Source organism: Paenibacillus cucumis (ex Kampfer et al. 2016) (assembly GCF_019748695.1).
Taxonomy (GTDB): domain Bacteria; phylum Bacillota; class Bacilli; order Paenibacillales; family Paenibacillaceae; genus Paenibacillus; species Paenibacillus polysaccharolyticus.
The window spans coordinates 145,067-162,947 of sequence record NZ_JACLIC010000018.1 but is presented as its reverse complement, the minus strand read 5'-3'; the positions used below and the strand labels follow the sequence as shown (position 1 = coordinate 162,947).

Annotated in this window: 10 protein-coding genes; 2 read left to right on the top strand and 8 right to left on the bottom strand. The window is 44.7% G+C overall.

Annotation, left to right across the window (positions count from 1 at the left end; translation table 11 throughout):
* Nucleotides 1–15: 15 nt before the first annotated feature.
* From H7T88_RS11040 to H7T88_RS11025, 4 genes are all read right to left on the bottom strand, one after another.
* Nucleotides 16–990, bottom strand: coding sequence for an ABC transporter permease (locus tag H7T88_RS11040; RefSeq protein WP_186811797.1), 975 nt, complete (start codon nucleotides 988–990; stop codon nucleotides 16–18).
* Nucleotides 991–1,294: 304 nt separating this feature from the next.
* Entirely contained in the window at nucleotides 1,295–2,968 is a 1,674-nt protein-coding gene (locus H7T88_RS11035) for an extracellular solute-binding protein (RefSeq protein ID WP_260510833.1), read from the bottom strand.
* 152 nt (nucleotides 2,969–3,120) lie between these two features.
* The gene (locus H7T88_RS11030) at nucleotides 3,121–4,725 is read right to left on the bottom strand and encodes a response regulator transcription factor (RefSeq protein WP_221788456.1); all 1,605 of its coding nucleotides are present in this window, start codon (nucleotides 4,723–4,725) and stop codon (nucleotides 3,121–3,123) included.
* 11 nt (nucleotides 4,726–4,736) lie between these two features.
* Nucleotides 4,737–6,539 carry a sensor histidine kinase gene (locus H7T88_RS11025; protein WP_221788454.1) on the bottom strand — a complete coding sequence of 601 codons (1,803 nt, stop codon included), beginning with the start codon at nucleotides 6,537–6,539 and terminating at the stop codon, nucleotides 4,737–4,739.
* Between the two features lie 638 nt (nucleotides 6,540–7,177).
* Here H7T88_RS11025 and H7T88_RS11020 point away from each other — a divergent pair.
* Nucleotides 7,178–7,822 (top strand): hypothetical protein, encoded by a 645-nt coding sequence (locus H7T88_RS11020; RefSeq protein ID WP_221788452.1) that lies wholly within the window; start codon nucleotides 7,178–7,180, stop codon nucleotides 7,820–7,822.
* A 548-nt stretch (nucleotides 7,823–8,370) separates the two neighbouring features.
* Here the strand turns inward: H7T88_RS11020 and H7T88_RS11015 are convergent.
* The 3 genes from H7T88_RS11015 to H7T88_RS11005 all read right to left on the bottom strand — a co-directional run bounded on the left by H7T88_RS11015 (nucleotide 8,371) and on the right by H7T88_RS11005 (nucleotide 12,493).
* Nucleotides 8,371–9,078 (bottom strand): DNA alkylation repair protein, encoded by a 708-nt coding sequence (locus tag H7T88_RS11015; RefSeq protein WP_221788451.1) that lies wholly within the window; start codon nucleotides 9,076–9,078, stop codon nucleotides 8,371–8,373.
* A 206-nt stretch (nucleotides 9,079–9,284) separates the two neighbouring features.
* A complete protein-coding gene (gene gnpA / locus H7T88_RS11010; RefSeq protein ID WP_260510832.1) occupies nucleotides 9,285–11,462 on the bottom strand; it encodes a 1,3-beta-galactosyl-N-acetylhexosamine phosphorylase in 2,178 nt (725 codons plus the stop codon).
* A 2-nt stretch (nucleotides 11,463–11,464) separates the two neighbouring features.
* Entirely contained in the window at nucleotides 11,465–12,493 is a 1,029-nt protein-coding gene (locus H7T88_RS11005) for a glycoside hydrolase family 88/105 protein (protein ID WP_221788450.1), read from the bottom strand.
* Nucleotides 12,494–12,670: 177 nt separating this feature from the next.
* On the opposite strand from H7T88_RS11005, the gene H7T88_RS11000 reads away from it, so the two are divergent.
* Complete coding sequence (locus tag H7T88_RS11000) at nucleotides 12,671–13,645, top strand: AraC family transcriptional regulator (protein ID WP_090923168.1); 975 nt, start codon at nucleotides 12,671–12,673, stop codon at nucleotides 13,643–13,645.
* 101 nt (nucleotides 13,646–13,746) lie between these two features.
* On the opposite strand, the gene H7T88_RS10995 is transcribed toward H7T88_RS11000, so the two are convergent.
* Nucleotides 13,747–17,628, bottom strand: a complete 3,882-nt coding sequence (locus H7T88_RS10995; RefSeq protein ID WP_221788449.1) for an S-layer homology domain-containing protein — start codon at nucleotides 17,626–17,628, stop codon at nucleotides 13,747–13,749.
* Nucleotides 17,629–17,881: the final 253 nt, after the last annotated feature.

Sequence of the window (17,881 nt, the reverse complement as noted above, 5' to 3'; positions counted from 1 at the left end):
AGCGCTGCCCCCTTATCATATCAACCGCTCTTCACCAAGAGATTTGGCAATCCCGTTGGCGATAAAGATGAGCACTAGACTGACCACACTTTTGAAGATTCCTGCCGCGGTGGCAAGTGAGTAGTTTCCAAGATTAATCCCGTATTTTAGAACAAAGATATCAATCGTCTCGGATACATCCTGCACCAGTCCGTTCCCCAGCAAATATTGAATCTCAAAGCCTGCATTCAGTACGTTACCGACGTTGATAATCAGCAGGATAATGATGGTTGGTTTGATACTCGGAAGTGTGACATTCCACATTTTACGGAAACGGCCGGCTCCATCAATGGAGGCTGCCTCATACAGACTTGGATTAATGGACGCCATGGATGCGAGATAGATAATCGTGCCCCATCCGATCTCTTTCCACATGCTCGACAGACCAACGATGCCCCAGAAGTATTTGGGTTCGGCAAAGAAATTAATCGGCGCATCAATCAGCCCCAGCTTGGTCATCAGCACATTCACAATCCCGTTTTCCGTCGACAATACATTCGCAACAATGCCTGTCACGATGATCCACGATAGAAAGTGCGGAAGATAAGAAACGGTCTGCACGACACGTTTAAATAAAACCAGCCGCAGTTCGTTGAGCAAGAGCGCCAGACCAATTGAACCGACAAATCCAAGAAACAGACTGATCAGACTCATCGCCAGTGTATTGCGAATGACACGCAAGAAAGTCGGGTCTGTAAATAACGTTCGGAAATGATCCAGTCCTGCCCAATCCTGCTCCATAAAACCAAGGCCTGGTCTATAGTTTTGAAAAGCCATGAGCCAGCCCCATAAAGGCCCATACGCAAAAATAGCAATAAACGCAATGAAGGGGAATGACATCCACATCAATTGGCGCTGACTTTTCATTCTGGACAAGTTATACCCGATCCAGCTCTTCCCCGAAGGAATATGACTGGTGTTGACCGAGGACTGTAGCTCCTTTTTAGCCATGCTTTTCTCTCTCCTTGATTCCGAGTTTTATCTATATCATCCGAAGCGGATGATTCGAATCCATTCCTGTCCAATGGTACACGTTTATTTGTGGATTAAGAAAGGCTACAGGATATCCTATAGCCTCTCTGCCTTGACCTTAGCTATTACCTACTGATACCGCTTCTCGTATTACTCTTCACATCACTTATCATGCTATTTGTCATATTTCTCTTACCGGAGTACTTTTCGTAAGGCTTATCGTATTGCTTATCTTGCTTCTTATCGTATAACCTGTCTTACTACTTGCATCTGTTTCACCTGTTTAACCCCATAGCTCTACACGTCTGCGAACCTCTTCGGTCAGTGCATCCTCATAGGCTTTGATATCCGCACTTTCTTTCAGTGTGGATTGATATTCTTCCCACGCCTGATCAAACTCTGCTGGTGAGGTCATGATCACTTTAGGCAACCATTTGCGTTTCACATCGTCCATCTTCTGTCTGGCAATTGTTTCTGGCTTATTCGGTTCAAAATTGAACGTATAGATCGGGAACCATGGTTCGTTCTCTTCTGCAGGCTCCAGGAAATCCGTGAATTTGGTGTATCCGTAGGCCTTGAGCACTTTTTTATCAATGTCATTCAATGTAGCAAGGTATTCTTCAGGCTGTTCTTTCGGGTCCATCGCGTTTTTACCGTCTGCTGTCATGCCTTCATGGTGAGGGAAATATACCAGCGGGCTTCCAGTGTTGGCAAGTACCCAGTCCGGATCTTTCGAATTGGCACGTTGCTCCTCGTTACGGGAGAATACGCCTTTGTCATCCACCTGATAATCTACATCTTTCTGTCCCCACGTTCTCAGAACTTCCGTCTCCGGATCAAGCAGATCATTAATGTATTGAAGCGCTCCTTCAACATCTTTACAGCTCTTCGTGATCGCTAGTCCGCCGTTGACGTTCAGAATCGGCTTATGCTGATAACGGCCTTTCACATCTTCGGACAACGTAATGGACAGTGGTACATACGTTCTTTCATACAGCTTTTGTTTGACCAGAGAAGCCTCTGCGTCGAGGAACTGCCATCCCTGGTCGACCATTCCCAGTACGCGTCCCGTTGAAATTTTGGAAATGTACTGATCGTAGTTGGCTGTGAACGTTTCATTGTCGACGAGCCCTTTGTTGTAGACCTCATTGATCTTTTTAAAATAAGCCTTGGCTTCCGGAATCGTATTGTAGTTTTTCGCTGTTAACGTAGCCTTGTCGATAATAGCGGCACCTTCGTTCGGGTAGCCTGCCAGGAACAACGGCGGGTTCTCCAGTGCGAAGTAACGCCAGTCGTAAGAGATAATCTCAAAACCAATCGTTGGCTGACCATTAATCGTTGGATTTGCTGCTTTGTACTTTTCAATCAAATCGAAATATTGATCCAGCGTTTTGATTGTTGGATAGTTCGCCCACTCCAGCACCGCTTTTTGAATCCAGAACGCTTCCCCGTCATGGGATACTTTCATGGACTCACCCTGTAAATTTCCGAATTGCGGAATGAAGTAGATATGACCATCCGTTGAATTCTTCATTTTCTTCCAATTGTCACCGAGATAGTTTTTGATATTCGGATATTTGTCGATGTAGTCTTCAAGTGGTACAAGCGCACCGGCAGATACTAATTGCTGTGTACCATCACTGCCATCAATAAAATCCGGATACTCTCCGCCTGCAATCATTACTCCAATTCGTTCTTTGGCGGTCTGGCCTGTGAGCCAATCCATCGTGACACGCACGCCTGTCTTTTCCTCAATAGCCTTCATTACGCGGTTATCATCAGGTGCAAGCTTGCCTGGTACAGCAAAAAATGCGGAAAATTGCTTCAGTTCCTTGCCGTCTGCCGTTTTCTCTTCCGTTTTGGATGACCCCGGCGTACAACCGGCGAGCACAACCGTAAACATTAACGTCAGTAGAACGAGCTGCCTTAATCTTTTTCTGACATCCTTTTTCATCATGACCCCTCCAGCGAAGTATGTTGAGAGACACTCTTTAGAAAGCGCTTTCCAAAGGTTGATTTAAAATTATCATTGTTACTTGCTCTCCTCAACGGGACAAATTATAGACCTCATCCCAATAATTCCAGATATACAAAAAATCCTGCTCCCCCTCAAGGCGCGCAGGATGATGAATCCGAGTTATGCATCGTTTGTGCCCTTTTTCGATACTGGGCAGGCGTCTCTCCCCTGATTTTCTCAAACCGGTTAATGAAATAATCGGAGTCCCGATACCCAACCTTCGTTGCAATCTCATAGACTCTATAATCCGTTCTGCGTAACAATCGAATGGCCTCGTCAATACGAATCTGATTCAGGTAATCACTGAAACTCACGCCATAATGCTTTTTGAAAATCTGGCCCAGATAGGCGCTATTCATGAAAAAATGCTCTCCAAGCAGCTTCAAGCTGACATTTTCCATATAGTGCTCATGAATGTAAGCCTCGACTCGCGCCAGTACACCCATTGCATTCCACTTCTGACGCTCTTTCAGCTTCTCCGCACATGTGTATGAAAAGTGGCAGAGATTCTCGATATTCTCTTCCATGGACAGCATGGCATAGTTCGTCTGCAGAAATGTGGACTGCATCCATTCCTCATCTGAATTCAGATCCGTATCGTCCCTGTTCACTAATCCAAGCAACGTGTACGCCAAATAATGAAGATGAATGCCCACGATGCCCGGCTCAATGCGCTGCTCCAGAAAAAATTGAAAAATGGCCTGCGCATGACCGCGTATATCTTCAGTCTGTTGCTCCTCGATCGCTTGAATCAGTCCGTCAAAGAGCTGTTTCTCCCGTCCGGCTGGTTGATTGGTGAATACACTTGTGTCCATATGTTCAAAATAATAAATCGGCCCGTACGCACTAAAGAAACGCAAACTTTTAATCTTACCGCAAGAATAATAGGACTCGTGCAGTTCCTCCAGCCTGTGCACTTCCTTGCCGACATAGATGGCTATGGCTGCACCCTGTATCTGACTTAGCTCTGTATACAGCCTTGTAACGTATTGTTCCAGTGATAATGCCTCACGCTTCAGCAACAGGTCGGTCACAATATGCAGCACTCGGTTTTTCTCACCTGTAAAAGATTTCAGGACATAGCCTACATGATTCTGATTGATATGGGCTTCCACGAGCAGACTCCCATCGTTCTGCTGTTGTTCTCGCTCCGATTCCGTTTCAATCATCAAGCATCGCAACTTCGTCATTACATCCCCATATGAGACCTGGATACTGGCGAGTGTATCTTCATCTGCCGTTCCAATCAAAATCGATTGCACCTGTTGAGTCATAACGATATGTTCCTGTTTTTCCTGATGCCGCTTTTCTTCCGTTCTTTCCATGAAAGCCTTGCGGAAGGCCTCCAGCACTTGCAACAACTCATCCTTCACAATCGGTTTAAGTATATAATCGTTCACCTGATATTTGATCGCTTGTTTGGCGTACTCAAACTCATAGAAACCGCTAAGTAACACCATCTTCATCTCGCCGCCGTATTGTTCATAGATGATTTTGGCAAGTTGCATGCCATCCATTTCCGGCATTTTAATGTCGGATATGACGAGGTCAGGCCGCATTGTTCGGATACATTCGAGTGCCTGTACCCCATTAGAAGCCTGACCACAAACTTGAAACCCAAGTGAATTCCAATCGATCAGCAAAAGCAGTCCTTGGCGAATAAATGGCTCATCGTCCACAATCAGCACGTTGATCATATTCTCGCTCCTTATCCCTGAGATGCTTGTACAAGCGGAATTTGTATGCGAATCGTAGTCCCCTTGTACCTTTCACTGTCAATGCTTACTTGCACACGTTCATCGAAATACATTCGAAGCCGAATATATGCATTCATCACTCCAATGCTGCTCAGTTCGCTAAGCCGTTCCAGACTCGGATCAAGCAACATCGTTCGAATGAGTTCCAGTTTGTCCTTCTCCATGCCAACTCCAGTATCTTGGATCACAATATGTAGTTGCTCGTTATACTTCTGGAATCTGACTTCCACGACTCCATCATTTAAGCCACCTTCAATACCATGGATACAAGCGTTTTCGACAAACGTTAACACGGTCAGCTTCGGAATCTTCATCTCCAATATCTCAGCATCGGTAACGTCAATAACGAACTGTAACTTCTCGCCAAACCGATATTGCTGGATCACCAGATAACTTTCGACAAAACGAATTTCATCTTGAATGCTTACGAGATCATTGCCCCAATTAATCGTTTGCCTGAGCAGCAACGCCAGCTTCTGAATGATATCAGAGGTCTCATGTTCATCCTTGATCAGACTCCGCATGCGAATGGTTTCTAGTGTATTAAACATAAAGTGTGGATTGACCTGACTCTGTAGCGCCTTTAATTCAGCCTGTTTCTTGGAAAGTTCAAGCGCCTGCCGTTCGACCTGCCCTTTAAATACGATCTCGATCAGATTCCTGATTTTGATGACCATCATATTGTAACTATGGGTTAAGCTACCGATCTCATCCTTGCCCGCAGGTTCTACAATCACTTCAAATTTTTCCTGTTTAACTTGATCCAAATGCGTTGCAATTCGGCCTACCCTGTGAACAAGGGATCTGGAAATAAGCCAGATAAGCAGTGTTGGTACCAGCAGATTAACAATAATCAGCAGAAGCAGATTGAATCTGGAATCCACGATCTCCGTCAGAAAATCCAGCTTCTCTCCACGCACAATAATCTGCCAATTTTCCGATACGACAGGAATCAATTCTGTGGACTGTCCCTCATCCTTCGACATGCCAGACATGAGATGGAACGGCTTCCTTGCCTGATTCATCTGTGCATCATTGGAGAAAATAATCCGATCATTCGAAACGATATAGATTTTGCCGCCCGCTCCCTCATTTTTGAACGATTTGTTAATGAAGGCGTAGTCGAGATCTACCTTCAATACTTTTTCCACCTGTTGTTTCCCGAAATAATTGAGTTTGCGTATAATGCTAACCTTACGGCCGCCTTGAGTTTGCGACATCTCTGCCTGCTGCTTGTCAAAATAGGAATAAATCATCATCTGGTCGTCTGTGTTCATGAGCGCCTGATACCATTCACTTTTCCTTATGTCATCATTCAGCTTGATAAAGTTGCCGCCATTTACAAACGTATCGTTATCTACATAAAACGTCACCTGATTCACTTGCTGATAACTGTAATAATACCGAACCAGATTGTTGCCGCTCAGCATATCATAATATGCAAAATAATAGTCTTCCTGATTGTTGTATTTGGACTCCATAAACCGATTTAGCGTAGCATCCGTATATAAAAAATTGGATACGTACAGGCTGTTATCCAAGCTGTTCCGCAGATTAAAGCGAATCCGTTGCTGCATTTCGTTGATCCGGCCCTGTTCTTTGGCTTCAATCTGTCCTTTGATGCTTTGATAAAACACGGCATTAGTTGCCACCACAGGTACAAGCACACAAAAAATAAACATTATGTATAACTTCGTTCTAAGACTCCAATCATCCAGTAACTGAATACGCTTACACTTTAACTTGCGTTTCATGTCGTTGTTGTCTCCCCCACCCGTGTCATCCATTACCACCATTATAACGAGCCATGGTGATAATGTCTCATTTGAAGTCTACAACATTCGTGTGCCTATAATTACAACCCTTTTCAGTCTTATTTTAATAATTTCATTCGTACAAATCCGCTGAGATTGTGAATTTTTATGTGATTTTCATTCACATCCAATTTTCTTAAAACAGATACGAAACTTGTTTGGTATGAAAAGATTATATCAAAGTAGTTGTTGTTGATATCAAATTCTCAGGTGTGTTGTACACATTTTGGTATAACACCGATAATTATCGTCACAAATATTTATTTTTGGGTGAAAATGTTATTAATTGTTATCTTGTGATTCCAAAGGAAAGCTAAGAAAAGAGACCGACTAATTGATCGGTCTTTCCATATGTATGTCAGCGTGCTCCTTAAAGTATAAACTAATCGTAATCACCTCTGTATATATGAACTATTCGTAGAAACCACAAAACCCTTAAAAAGTAAAATTTATTTTCAATTTTTTTACATAATGAGTGTATACATTTTTTTCAAAAAAAGTATAATGAGAGAAGATTTGAGTTGGCCAACTCCAATACTACTATTACACTACTAAAAGGAGCTTTAAGGAGCTTTCAAATGAGAAGAATTTTCACTGTTTTTCTTACAATTTGTTTATTGGTATCAAGTGTTCCCCTAGCAGCATCTGCAGAAAACAACGAGAAGGTTTCTCCTGTTATTGATGAACGAGTAATCAATATTTTAGAACAAAATAATATTGACTATCAAATTCAAGATGGTACTCTTAAGTTAAGTGAAATTACACCTGAAGCTATCGCTACTGTAAACAAATTACTTAATTCAGAGTTCAAAACAGAGTCCAAAAATAGCCTCGCTGCTACTTACCCAACTCCATATACACATATGAAAAATTATGATATTTATACTTCAGAAAAGTTCCAAGCAGCAACAAAAACTGCTTTAGGAGCAGCCGTCGTTGAATGGGCTAAAGGGAAATTTATTCCTGATCCATGGAAAATAAGTATTGCGGCAATTGGAGGCTTTGGGGTTTACTATTTCGTTACATCCAACAAAGAGAACTTATTTATTTCTATTAAATACTATTACAGAGCATTAGGGCCAGGATTTTTCACTGAAAATGGTAATTTTATTGGGGACTATGAAATTTTGAAAGAAATCAGAGTTACAGCTAATTCTAATCATACTGGCGGTAACATTGAACACGACGCAAGAAAGTCTAGTGTAGTTGAACCTTGGTTCTGAAATGAGATGATACTATTTTAGGGTACTTAATTACTTTTATATTAAACTTTATACTCGCTTACTTTATCTACAATGACCCAAGTTACATTAAGCCTGTTGTTCATTCTATTCTTATAACAATTGTAATTTTTTCAATTGATATAATTAGAAAGAAACACAAAAAACATCTAGATAAAGAATAGAAAATTAGCCCCAGACAGCGATCCGAGTCTGGGGCTAATCACATTTAATATTCTGTGCATCAAAATATGCTTAATGAACTTTTTGACAAAGGATACTCTCAAAGTACTATAACTGAGGTGGATTTAAAGATAATCATGGAAAGAGTAGGTCATGATGATGCAAAGACCACACTCAAAATATATACTCACGTTAAAAAATCACAAAGCATTTCTCAGACATCATAAAAATATGAGTTTTTCAGGAAATGTGATTCTTATGTGATTTTCAGTATTATTTTGATATGTAGACAGCCATAAAATACTTGAAATTATGGCTGTTTTCAATAATTTTTCGTTCCATGGTGATAATGGAATACACGTTTCGGACTAACATCTTACATATTTACGTTTGAATCCAAGCTGATTGCGATTCAGTGCCTTTTGAATATTGTCGGAAGCACTGATTAGCTTGCTTTTCGGCTTGTCCAGACCCACTTCAAGTGGGCCAACCCTTTTGGCCGTTTCCACCGCTAGCTCATGCAACGGAACGTAGGACATGCTAACCGTATAGATAAACAGATTCATGGCTATTTTGGCACGTTCAGGCGCACTGTGAATCGTTTGTTCGACTTGCTCAAGCATCTGTCTGATTTTATCCTCCTCGAACTCGTTATCTTTACGGCTACCTAGAAGCCAGCAGTAACAACTCCATCCGCCGGACATTCGCAGCTCTTCTCCGCTCGCAATCCAGGTGTCTGCAACCTCCTGGGCAATATCCGTCTCCGCTAAAGTTACAGCAACGATATAATCGGACACCATATAGAAATACGCCGCATCCATCCAGCGATCAAAATCGGCGTGGGTCATCACTTTCGGGTCAGCAATCACACCTGCAAAATACATGGCATCATAGTTGCCTGTTGCATACAATTGCTCAGCAAGCGGCTGATTTTTCTTGATCTGCTTCGCCATCGGTTTCATCGCCCCTGTCGCAACTCCAAACAAGGGTTCATGCGCACCATTAGAGAGATATATTTTTTTCGTGCGTTCTTTGCCCAGAGCCTCAAGCTCTTGCATAACCTCGTTTACATTCATGTGAGCAGCTCCTTTGTTTTTCAATAGTCTAGCACATCAGGTCGTATGTCCATACATGTAACGTATGACATCATTATAAATTTATTTGCGCCACAAAAAGCCCAAGACTTATAGCGTATGTGCTACAGGTCATGAGCTTTTTTGTGTGGGAACTAATCATTTCCAAGGTCGATTCGATAACAGTACAATATGGAAAGTAGCTGATATTATACCGAAGCCTGCGCTCCAATCTGGGTAATCATTGTATCAAATGGTGCGATATCAAACCTCTGCATCCCCTGTTCCGTGTCAATCGTCGTCGTCTGCGCCTGATCACTGTTGTTGATTACAACCAGCTTGCCGCTCTCGGGATAATACGCACACTCGGTATACACATTATCCGTAATATACTTGGTATTGTGTTGCTCATTACCGGCGAAGCGGATCAGATTCAGCAGCAGTCTGGCATTCACCCAGTTGAATTCGAACGAAGGCAGATAGATTCCCTTTCCTTTGCCAAAAACATGTACAGACAGTGCAATGTTCCCTTCCGTTTCCAGCACCACCTCGGCCGTTCCATCGGTCAGATAACGATGCGGCTTGCCTTTCACTGTTGCACCTTCTGGCACAAGCTCATGCCGATCCTGCACGTCATAGGCCCATTTTCCATGCACTACACGCGCACCTGTATCCTCATCCACCCCAAGCACATGAGCCATTCGGAAAAAGGTATCATAACCTTCCACAGCCGACGGCTGGTTGATGCCAATAAATGTGCCTCCTTCGTGCACCCAACGGGTGAGCTGATCCACACAAGCCGTGTCATTCCAGTGCTCGCCACCGCTCCATGCAGAACCGGCTCTTCCAGCATTAATGACGACATCCACCTCGTTCAGCACGCCTTGGCGAATATCTTCAAAATCGATAAAGCGTACATCAACCGGCAACCCGGCTAACGCCTCATTCACATGAATCAAGTCATGCATGTAAGTCTCATGAAAATGTCCCGACAACGTCCAGGATCTTAATTGGCCCCAGCTATGGAGCACCGCCACACGAGTTTGAAGCTGCGCAGGTTTGCCTGCCTGGTGCAATGCTTTGATCTCCCTGAATTCATCTGCGACCTTCTCGATATATTCCACAAAATCAGGATAAGGCTCTACCAAATGCAGGTATCCGCCCAGGCCAATCCGGTCGATTTTCTCGCGCAATAACGCGCGCCGGATGTTAATCCAGTAGTTTTTGGCATCAAGCGTTGGGTTCCCTCCCTCCTTGAAGGTAGGTAATCCACCTAACCCGACAGGGAACAGATAAGGATGCAAGCGAATTTCATGTGTTTCAGCCTTGACGCCTGAACACATTCTGGCCTCATAGCCAGAGAACACACATTTGATCATGCCATCGAAGCCAAACTCTTCAAAGCGGTCATTGTAAGGCTCCATGCCCACCCAGCTATCGTCATAGAATACATAAGCCAACTTGCCATGGCGATGAACGATATCAATCAACTTTCTGCCAAAATCAATGACAAAATCATTGATAAATGCCATCCAGTCCAGCTTGCGCTGCCCCGCAGGCATATGGCTGACCTGGTACTTTCCGCCATTCACAAAATCCTCTGCGGTGAGTGCATAGCCATATTTTTCGACAAATAAATCAAGCCCTCTTGAACTCACCGTAAAATCGTAGGAACCCCAATCCGAGAAGAGATGGCGGTTGCGCTCATCACTACCCCAAATCCAGGCAAAATTATAGAAGAGCGACGTGAATCGAACAACCGTTGTTTCGGGGTGAGCAAGGCACCATTTTTCCATCCAATCCAATAGATACGTTTGCGTGTCTGCATAGATGGGGTCGATCTGCATCAGGTGTTCTTTGTCCCAGTTGTTGGTTGTGTGATTATACATAGATATTTCTTCCCAGATACGATAGACCATGAAACTTACCGTGTATTTATGCCAAGGGGTGATGCCAGTAATGACCACGTTGCCGGATTCTCTTTCGTAATTCCACTGTGTTCTCGGTACTTCCTGTCCGGTCGTCCGGTCGTACACCTGCCAATACTTCAACGCTTCCTTCGAATCGTTCACCTTGAATTGTTCGGCAAAAAAGTCCTCCATCAGATAGATGGAGATATAATCCTGAACGGCTACCTTCGGCTGAGTAATAAGAAAACATTGCTGGAGCTTATCCTTATTCCTTGATGCCCACTCATTATGATCCCGAATGATACAGATCGTCGAATAAATGCCGTATCCGGCCTGAATGATCTCAGCCGACAACTTTGTCCCGTCACTATCTCTGATCACATCGGCTCCCCACCGCTCAGCCAGCTCCAGCGTCAGTGCTTCATAACCGGATTCTCCTGGTAACGTGAAAGAGCCTTTGGTTGATTTCGGCAACATGTTCACTCTCCTTGTCGTAACATATCCGACAGAAATGCCAGTGCCAGTCCCTGACCCCATCCTTGAATCCAGTCTTTCGGAATGTTGCGGTACCCATCGCGATCCTTCATCACAGCTGTTCCGCCGGAGACCCCGAGTACACGTCCATCCTCGCTGATATGGTGCAAAATGCCGCTAAGGGCCTTTTGTACATATTTCGTATGCAATGGGTTGCCGTTATTAATCATAGCCGCTGCAATACCGCATGATGCGGAAACTTCCTCATAAGATTCCGCATCATCCAGAACGGTACGCCATAAGCCATCTTCCGTCTGCAGCAACTTGATAGCCGCAAGCTGATCACGCAAGGAACATTCAACGTCCATACATTGCGGATACAAGTACCACTCTTTGAGTTGCGGTTTGACCTGTGACATCGTATAAGCTCCCCATGCATTCGCTCGTCCCCAGTAAAAGCCGGACATGTGATCCTTGTTCACGTTGTTATAACCGTGATACCACAGGCCGGTGCTCGGATCTTGCAGGTATTTGATATGCCAGTAATACTGATTCAGCGCATCCTGAATCATCGCTTCGTCCTTCAGCTTGCTACCCACTCGGAGCAGGAAAAAAGCCGCCATAAACAGCGTATCTGCCCAGGCCTGTTCAGGAAAATCATTCGCTGTTGATACTGTGTGCTGTAACACCCGATCGCCAAAGCGGAGCGCATGATTTTGCAAATAATCCACTTTACTCATGACGGTATCCCAATACTTCTGATCGCCTGTCTCTTCGTATAACGTGATCAATACATGTCCCATTGCACATGTATTCACCGTCCAGCTTGGCAAGCCTAGCTCTATATATTCATCCGCCCACTTCACCAGCCTGTCCAAAATCTCCTGATCACCTGTCGTTTGGTAAGCTCTCGCTACTCCGTAATAGGCTACGCCGCAGGGCCAATCCCAAGTCAAATCCATATCCAGTGTTTTTCTCGTTACGTTCTGAATAACGTTTAAAATTTGTTCACGGTCGTATTTCACTTGCAGCATTGAAATTCCCCTCTCCTGCGCACACTCCTTAAATTGAGTTTAAGAAGTGACCGTCCTGTGATGTAAACGCTTTACTTATTTCATTGTACGCAGTAAAATAGTTTGCATCTAAGCATATTCGTAACAAAACTGCGCAATTTCGATCATTTATAATCCGACGAATAGGAGCAGCCGGACATGCCCAAACCGAAAAAACCTGTCATTGAATACCGCCATTACAGCCTGCCCATAGACTTTCCTGTTCTGCTACTCAGCGGGGAACGCTGGAAAATCTCTGATATGAAGAGTGAGCACCTACATTTCCATAATCATATGGAGATTGGCATCTGTTACTCCGATGGAGGTGTAATGGAGATCAAGGGAGAAAACGTTCCTTTTCGAGCCGGAGATGTTACATTCCTACCTCGTTACCTGCCCCATACGACATACAGTTCACCTAATACGGCAAGCAGGTGGGCCTATCTCTTTTTTTCGCCAGAGGAACTGTTCCAGCATTCATTAAAAACACCGCAGAGTAACATGGAACCCAATCTCCGAGCTATTCAAGCAGGCCGTTGTGTGTTACATAAAGATCAATATCCGAAGGTGTATATGCTGGCCACATCGATTGTAGAGGAAATCCAGCGGCAAACCCCATTTTATCGAGAGAGTGCGTATGGATTATTAATGTCGCTGTATATTGAGTTGCTACGAATTCATGCGAGCGATGAGAACGGGCTTAGCCGAGAGCAGAAGCTGGAACTAGAACAGATGCGGGAAACGGAAAGGCAGAGCCGTCAGCCTGATCTGGTTATATCCCCTGCTCTGGAATTTATCACGAGGAATTACATGATGCCGGTGACGATTGATGAGCTTGCAGAACTGTGTCATCTAAGCACCACCCATTTTCGCCGCAAGTTCCATGAGATTATGGGTACGACCCCTCTTGATTTTCTAAACAGTACACGCGTAGAAGAGGCTTGCAAACGATTAAAAAGTACCGATGCCTCGGTGCTCTCGATCTCTGAGCAAGTCGGGTTCAGGTCCATTTCCAGCTTCAACCGTTGCTTCGCCAGATTAATGGGTGAGTCGCCGAAGGCTTGGCGCACAGGTACTCACATGGAAGCCCAATCAGCCAAAGCATCTATTTTGGCATTTACAGGCTGGGTCTAAACTACATAAAAAAATCCCGAAAGTCATTGCAGACTTCCGGGATTTTTTTATTTATTCCTATGACTGACTCCATTTCACAACTCAAATATGCAAACGAATCTTTAGATCAGGTCAGACTGTTGCAATAGTCTTCTCAGGATGGTCGCTGTCTCGGCTCTTGTTATCGACTGCAATGGTGCAATCGTGTTCGAACCGCGACCCGTTACTAGTCCCGTATGGACACTGGCTGCGGCTGCTTCCTTTGCCCAGCTGGCTACTTGTTCTGCATCTGTGAAGCTGGACAACTGTTTCGCAGCATCAGCAGGCACCCGACCTTCCAATCCTGTCACTTTCATGGCTCTTGCGATCAGAGTCATCGCTTCCTGACGGGTAATCTCCTCTTGTGGACGGAATGTGCCGTCTTCATAGCCGCCGATCAAACCATATTTAGAAGCAGTCTTCACGACATCTGCAAACCAGTCTTTATCATTCACATCTCGGAAGCCAGTGCTTCCTTCACCCGGCTTCAGACCCAGTGCACGTACGACGATGGCTGCAAATTCGGCTCGTGTAATGCTACGATCTGGTTCGAAATTGCTGTTTGATACGCCGCTCACGATCATACGTGAGCTCATATCGTTCACTGCTATATTACTCCAGTGGTTAGCCACATCCGTGAAGGATTTAGGAGAGTACACAATGCTATATGCACTGTTGGTCAAGCTGTTAATCTTCGCATAATATGCTCCGTTTATTATTGTAATCTTCGTTGGTACATGACGAACGCTGCCATCTTTATCAATGACGACACCTGTTGTCATTTGGTCTGGAGCAATGTTTGCCGGAAGAGCAATCGTACGCTCTACGTAGCTACTGAATTCATTTACAGGTGTAGTCTTACCGTTATAGCTGGCAATTACGTTGAATTCCACAGGTATTCCGACCAGCGTATATCCAGCTTGCTGTGAAACGGAATTCGCTGCTTGTACCGTAGTTGGATCTACTTGGGCAATCTCTACTTGAAGCTTGATGCTCTCAAGGGAGTCGTTACTATTCAACTTAAGCTGTTCAGCCACGCTGCCAATCCGAATCTGACTTGCTGGCAAAGTGTAGCTTGCTGTATCTGTCTGGAGTACCAACACCGCTTGCTTATCTTCCATAAGCTTCACCGTCTGTCCATTCAGCTCACCGATAATTACACCTGTATTCGCACTACTACTGCCCGTAACTGGAATCGTGATTACGCTGCCAGCGGCTTCGGTATTCAGCTTTTGGGCGATCGCTTCCGCATTCACAGAAATCGTCACGACCTGTTGCCCATTCACTGTCGAAGTCATTAAGGTTCCCGCAGATTGTGCCTGGCCGTTCACCAGTACCTTTACGTTACTGCTGGTATTATTATTGGTCACTGGTGAGGTAACGCCTCCACCTCCGTTACTTGCTCCACCAGTTCCAGTATTGCCAGTACCGTTATCTTCATTACTGCGAGTAATGATTAATGTATAAGTCTTCTTGGTGCTGCCGTTCGGAGCAGTCACCTCGATCGTTACTGTATTTCGTCCGTTAGCGAGCGAAATATCTGCACTTTTTCCACTCGTACCATTGATCTTAACGCTCGCACCCTCCTGAACAGAGGTGACACTAACCACCAAGGAGCGGGTTGAATTGCTCACGCTTGCTGTATAATGCTCCACATCCGGGCTGAAGACCGGAGATAATATACCACTAGTCAATGTCAGACCACCCAGGTCGGCATTGTTACTAGGCTCGCTGAGACGTTTTACGATCAGATTGTAAGTGTTGCTGTTGCCGTCCTCTGCTGTCACCGTAATCTGTACAGGATTCAATCCTGTCATCAGGTTAGAAGCCGTATAGGAATACACATCATCGGTAACGGATTGCTCGGTTGCTCCAGTGACACTGATTGTCTGGCTGGTCTCTGTCTTGGAGAAGGAGAAGTCCAGACTCGTTACTTCGGGAGCTACTTCCACTTGGTAATTTCGCTCTTCTGGCGAGAAGGCTGGAGATAATGTACCGCTATTCAGTGTAAGACCACCCAGTTGGGTGTTGTTACTAGGTTCACCGAGACGTTTCACGCTCAGGTTATAGGTATTGCTGTTGCCATCCTCGGCCGTCACTTTGATCTGTACAGGGTTCAAGCCTGTCATCAGGTTAGAAGCCGTATAGGAATACACATCATCAGTAACGGATTGCTCGGTTGCTCCAGTGACACTGATTGTCTGGCTGGTCTCTGCCTTGGAGAAGGAGAAGTCCAGACTCGTTACTTCGGGAGCTACTTCCACTTGGTAATCCAACTCTGTTGACGAGAAACCTGGCTCCAGAGTGCCTTGACCTACATTCAGGCTGGACAGTGTAGCATTCTCGGACTGCCACTTGGCATATAGAGTCAGATTACTAGTCACAGGTGACTGAAAATCATAAGCTTGTGTCAGCTCGATATCTGTATACCAGCCTAAAAACTTGTATCCAGCTTTACTCGGTGGCGATGGCTCTGTTGCCATAAGATTATGGCCGACTGACTGCGACAAGATTGGGGTGCCTCCGTTCGTGACGAAGGTAACATCCGAATTCCCATTTACCCATTGCGCATAGAGTGTAACGTCAGCGCCGTTAATGTTGAAGGTGTCATTCGGACTGTAGTCCGTGCCTGTTCCGTCTGCTGCAGTATTCCAGTGTGAGAAGATGTAGCCTTCTTTCTCCATATTTCCGGTGTTTTCAGCTACTGTGACAAGGGGCGACAGCGTAGAATAGCCCTGCATGTCTACAGGCACACTACCTGACTCATGACCATTGCCATTGTAGCTGACGTTATACTGGGTAGTAAGAGACTTCACGGTTGTTTTCTTACTAGCGGATTGATCCTGATAAGCGACATATGGAATGTTATCGGATCCCAAGGCAAACGATACATACTGCACTTGATTAAGGGTGTTCGGTCCAGTGAAGTTACTTCCTCCAACAGGTTGCCACTGATTCCCGCTGAGCTTTTTGACAACTCCAAAAGGCCGCTGTCCGAACATGGTTCCATTGTCACTATAAGAAACATATGGAGTTCCTATAGAATCGAAAGCCAGTGTATTTTCTCTGGACGAGCCAACAGAAATGCCACCAATGTTTCCAACGTTCTCCCACTGGGTACCTGTGAATTTTAGTACAGTAGTTTTATAAGAATTGTCTTGATTTGTAAAAGCAACATAAGGAACGTCGCTGGGTGCGATTGCGATCGCATGGTTCGATGATTGACCAGTTGTAAGCTTGGTAGCTCCCACGTAACTCCACGCTGATCCGTCGAACTTCTTAACAGACAACCTATAGTTGTCTGTCCCGTCACTGTAGGCTACATAAGGGGTATCCTTTGAATCCAGGGCGAGAGCCATCTCATTGGCGTCGCCTGAAGTCACCCACGTTCCCACGGTAGACCATACATTATTCGTGAACTTCACAACTTTAGCTCTGTTCTGGTTTGGATAGTCTCTATAGAGAACATATGGATTATCTGCGGAGTCAAAGGCAATCATACCAATCGCTGATCCTGGTGAAATATTGCTCCCCCCCACATACTCCCATTGACCAGCAGTGAACCTCTTTACGCCTAGCCTACCTTCGTTAGCTTCATCCGTGTAAACAAGATATGGTGTACCTTGCTTATCAATGCCAAGGAACAATTCATAGGCTTTTCCTGACGAGATTTCAGGACTTCCTACAGTTTGCCACTGGCCGTTCACAAATTTCATGACCGTCGCCTTACCAGAGTTCCCTTTATCTGCAAAAGCAACATAAGGAGTATTTTGTGGGTCTAAGGCTACGGAATTGTATTCAGCTTCTCCAGTACTAATACCTGGAACTCCTAAAGAAGCCCAAGTCTCGGTGGCTGCGTAAGCATGGTCTCCTCCCCAATTATGAAATCCGGGGATACCGCTCAGGACTAATAAAAAGGTGAGTATCATAGATACAGCTTTTTTGGCATTCAGATTCTTGCTCATGTTCTACTTCCTTTCTAAGTTTGATTTGTAAATCAAAAAGACTTAAAGATTTGCATAGATGGCCACTGAACAAAGCCATCTTATTAACACTGCTTCATAAGTAACTGCACTTTACAACCCCGGCTGCTGTAAGTACACCCAATCATTAAGTTCCGTCAACACCATGTTGTGATTTCCCTCTCCATACTCTCAGACCCATAAGTCCAGAGTTGCGCAAAGATAGGTCTTTGGATACTTTCACTAGATCCTTTCG

Bases quoted from the DNA above. Each gene is read 5' to 3' on its own strand.
- H7T88_RS11040 (WP_186811797.1), bottom strand. From the start codon at position 990: ATGGCTAAAAAGGAGCTACAGTCCTCGGTCAACACCAGTCATATTCCT.
- H7T88_RS11035 (WP_260510833.1), bottom strand. From the start codon at position 2,968: ATGATGAAAAAGGATGTCAGAAAAAGATTAAGGCAGCTCGTTCTACTG.
- H7T88_RS11030 (WP_221788456.1), bottom strand. From the start codon at position 4,725: ATGATCAACGTGCTGATTGTGGACGATGAGCCATTTATTCGCCAAGGA.
- H7T88_RS11025 (WP_221788454.1), bottom strand. From the start codon at position 6,539: ATGAAACGCAAGTTAAAGTGTAAGCGTATTCAGTTACTGGATGATTGG.
- H7T88_RS11020 (WP_221788452.1), top strand. From the start codon at position 7,178: ATGAGAAGAATTTTCACTGTTTTTCTTACAATTTGTTTATTGGTATCA.
- H7T88_RS11015 (WP_221788451.1), bottom strand. From the start codon at position 9,078: ATGAATGTAAACGAGGTTATGCAAGAGCTTGAGGCTCTGGGCAAAGAA.
- gnpA (WP_260510832.1), bottom strand. From the start codon at position 11,462: ATGTTGCCGAAATCAACCAAAGGCTCTTTCACGTTACCAGGAGAATCC.
- H7T88_RS11005 (WP_221788450.1), bottom strand. From the start codon at position 12,493: ATGCTGCAAGTGAAATACGACCGTGAACAAATTTTAAACGTTATTCAG.
- H7T88_RS11000 (WP_090923168.1), top strand. From the start codon at position 12,671: ATGCCCAAACCGAAAAAACCTGTCATTGAATACCGCCATTACAGCCTG.
- H7T88_RS10995 (WP_221788449.1), bottom strand. From the start codon at position 17,628: ATGAGCAAGAATCTGAATGCCAAAAAAGCTGTATCTATGATACTCACC.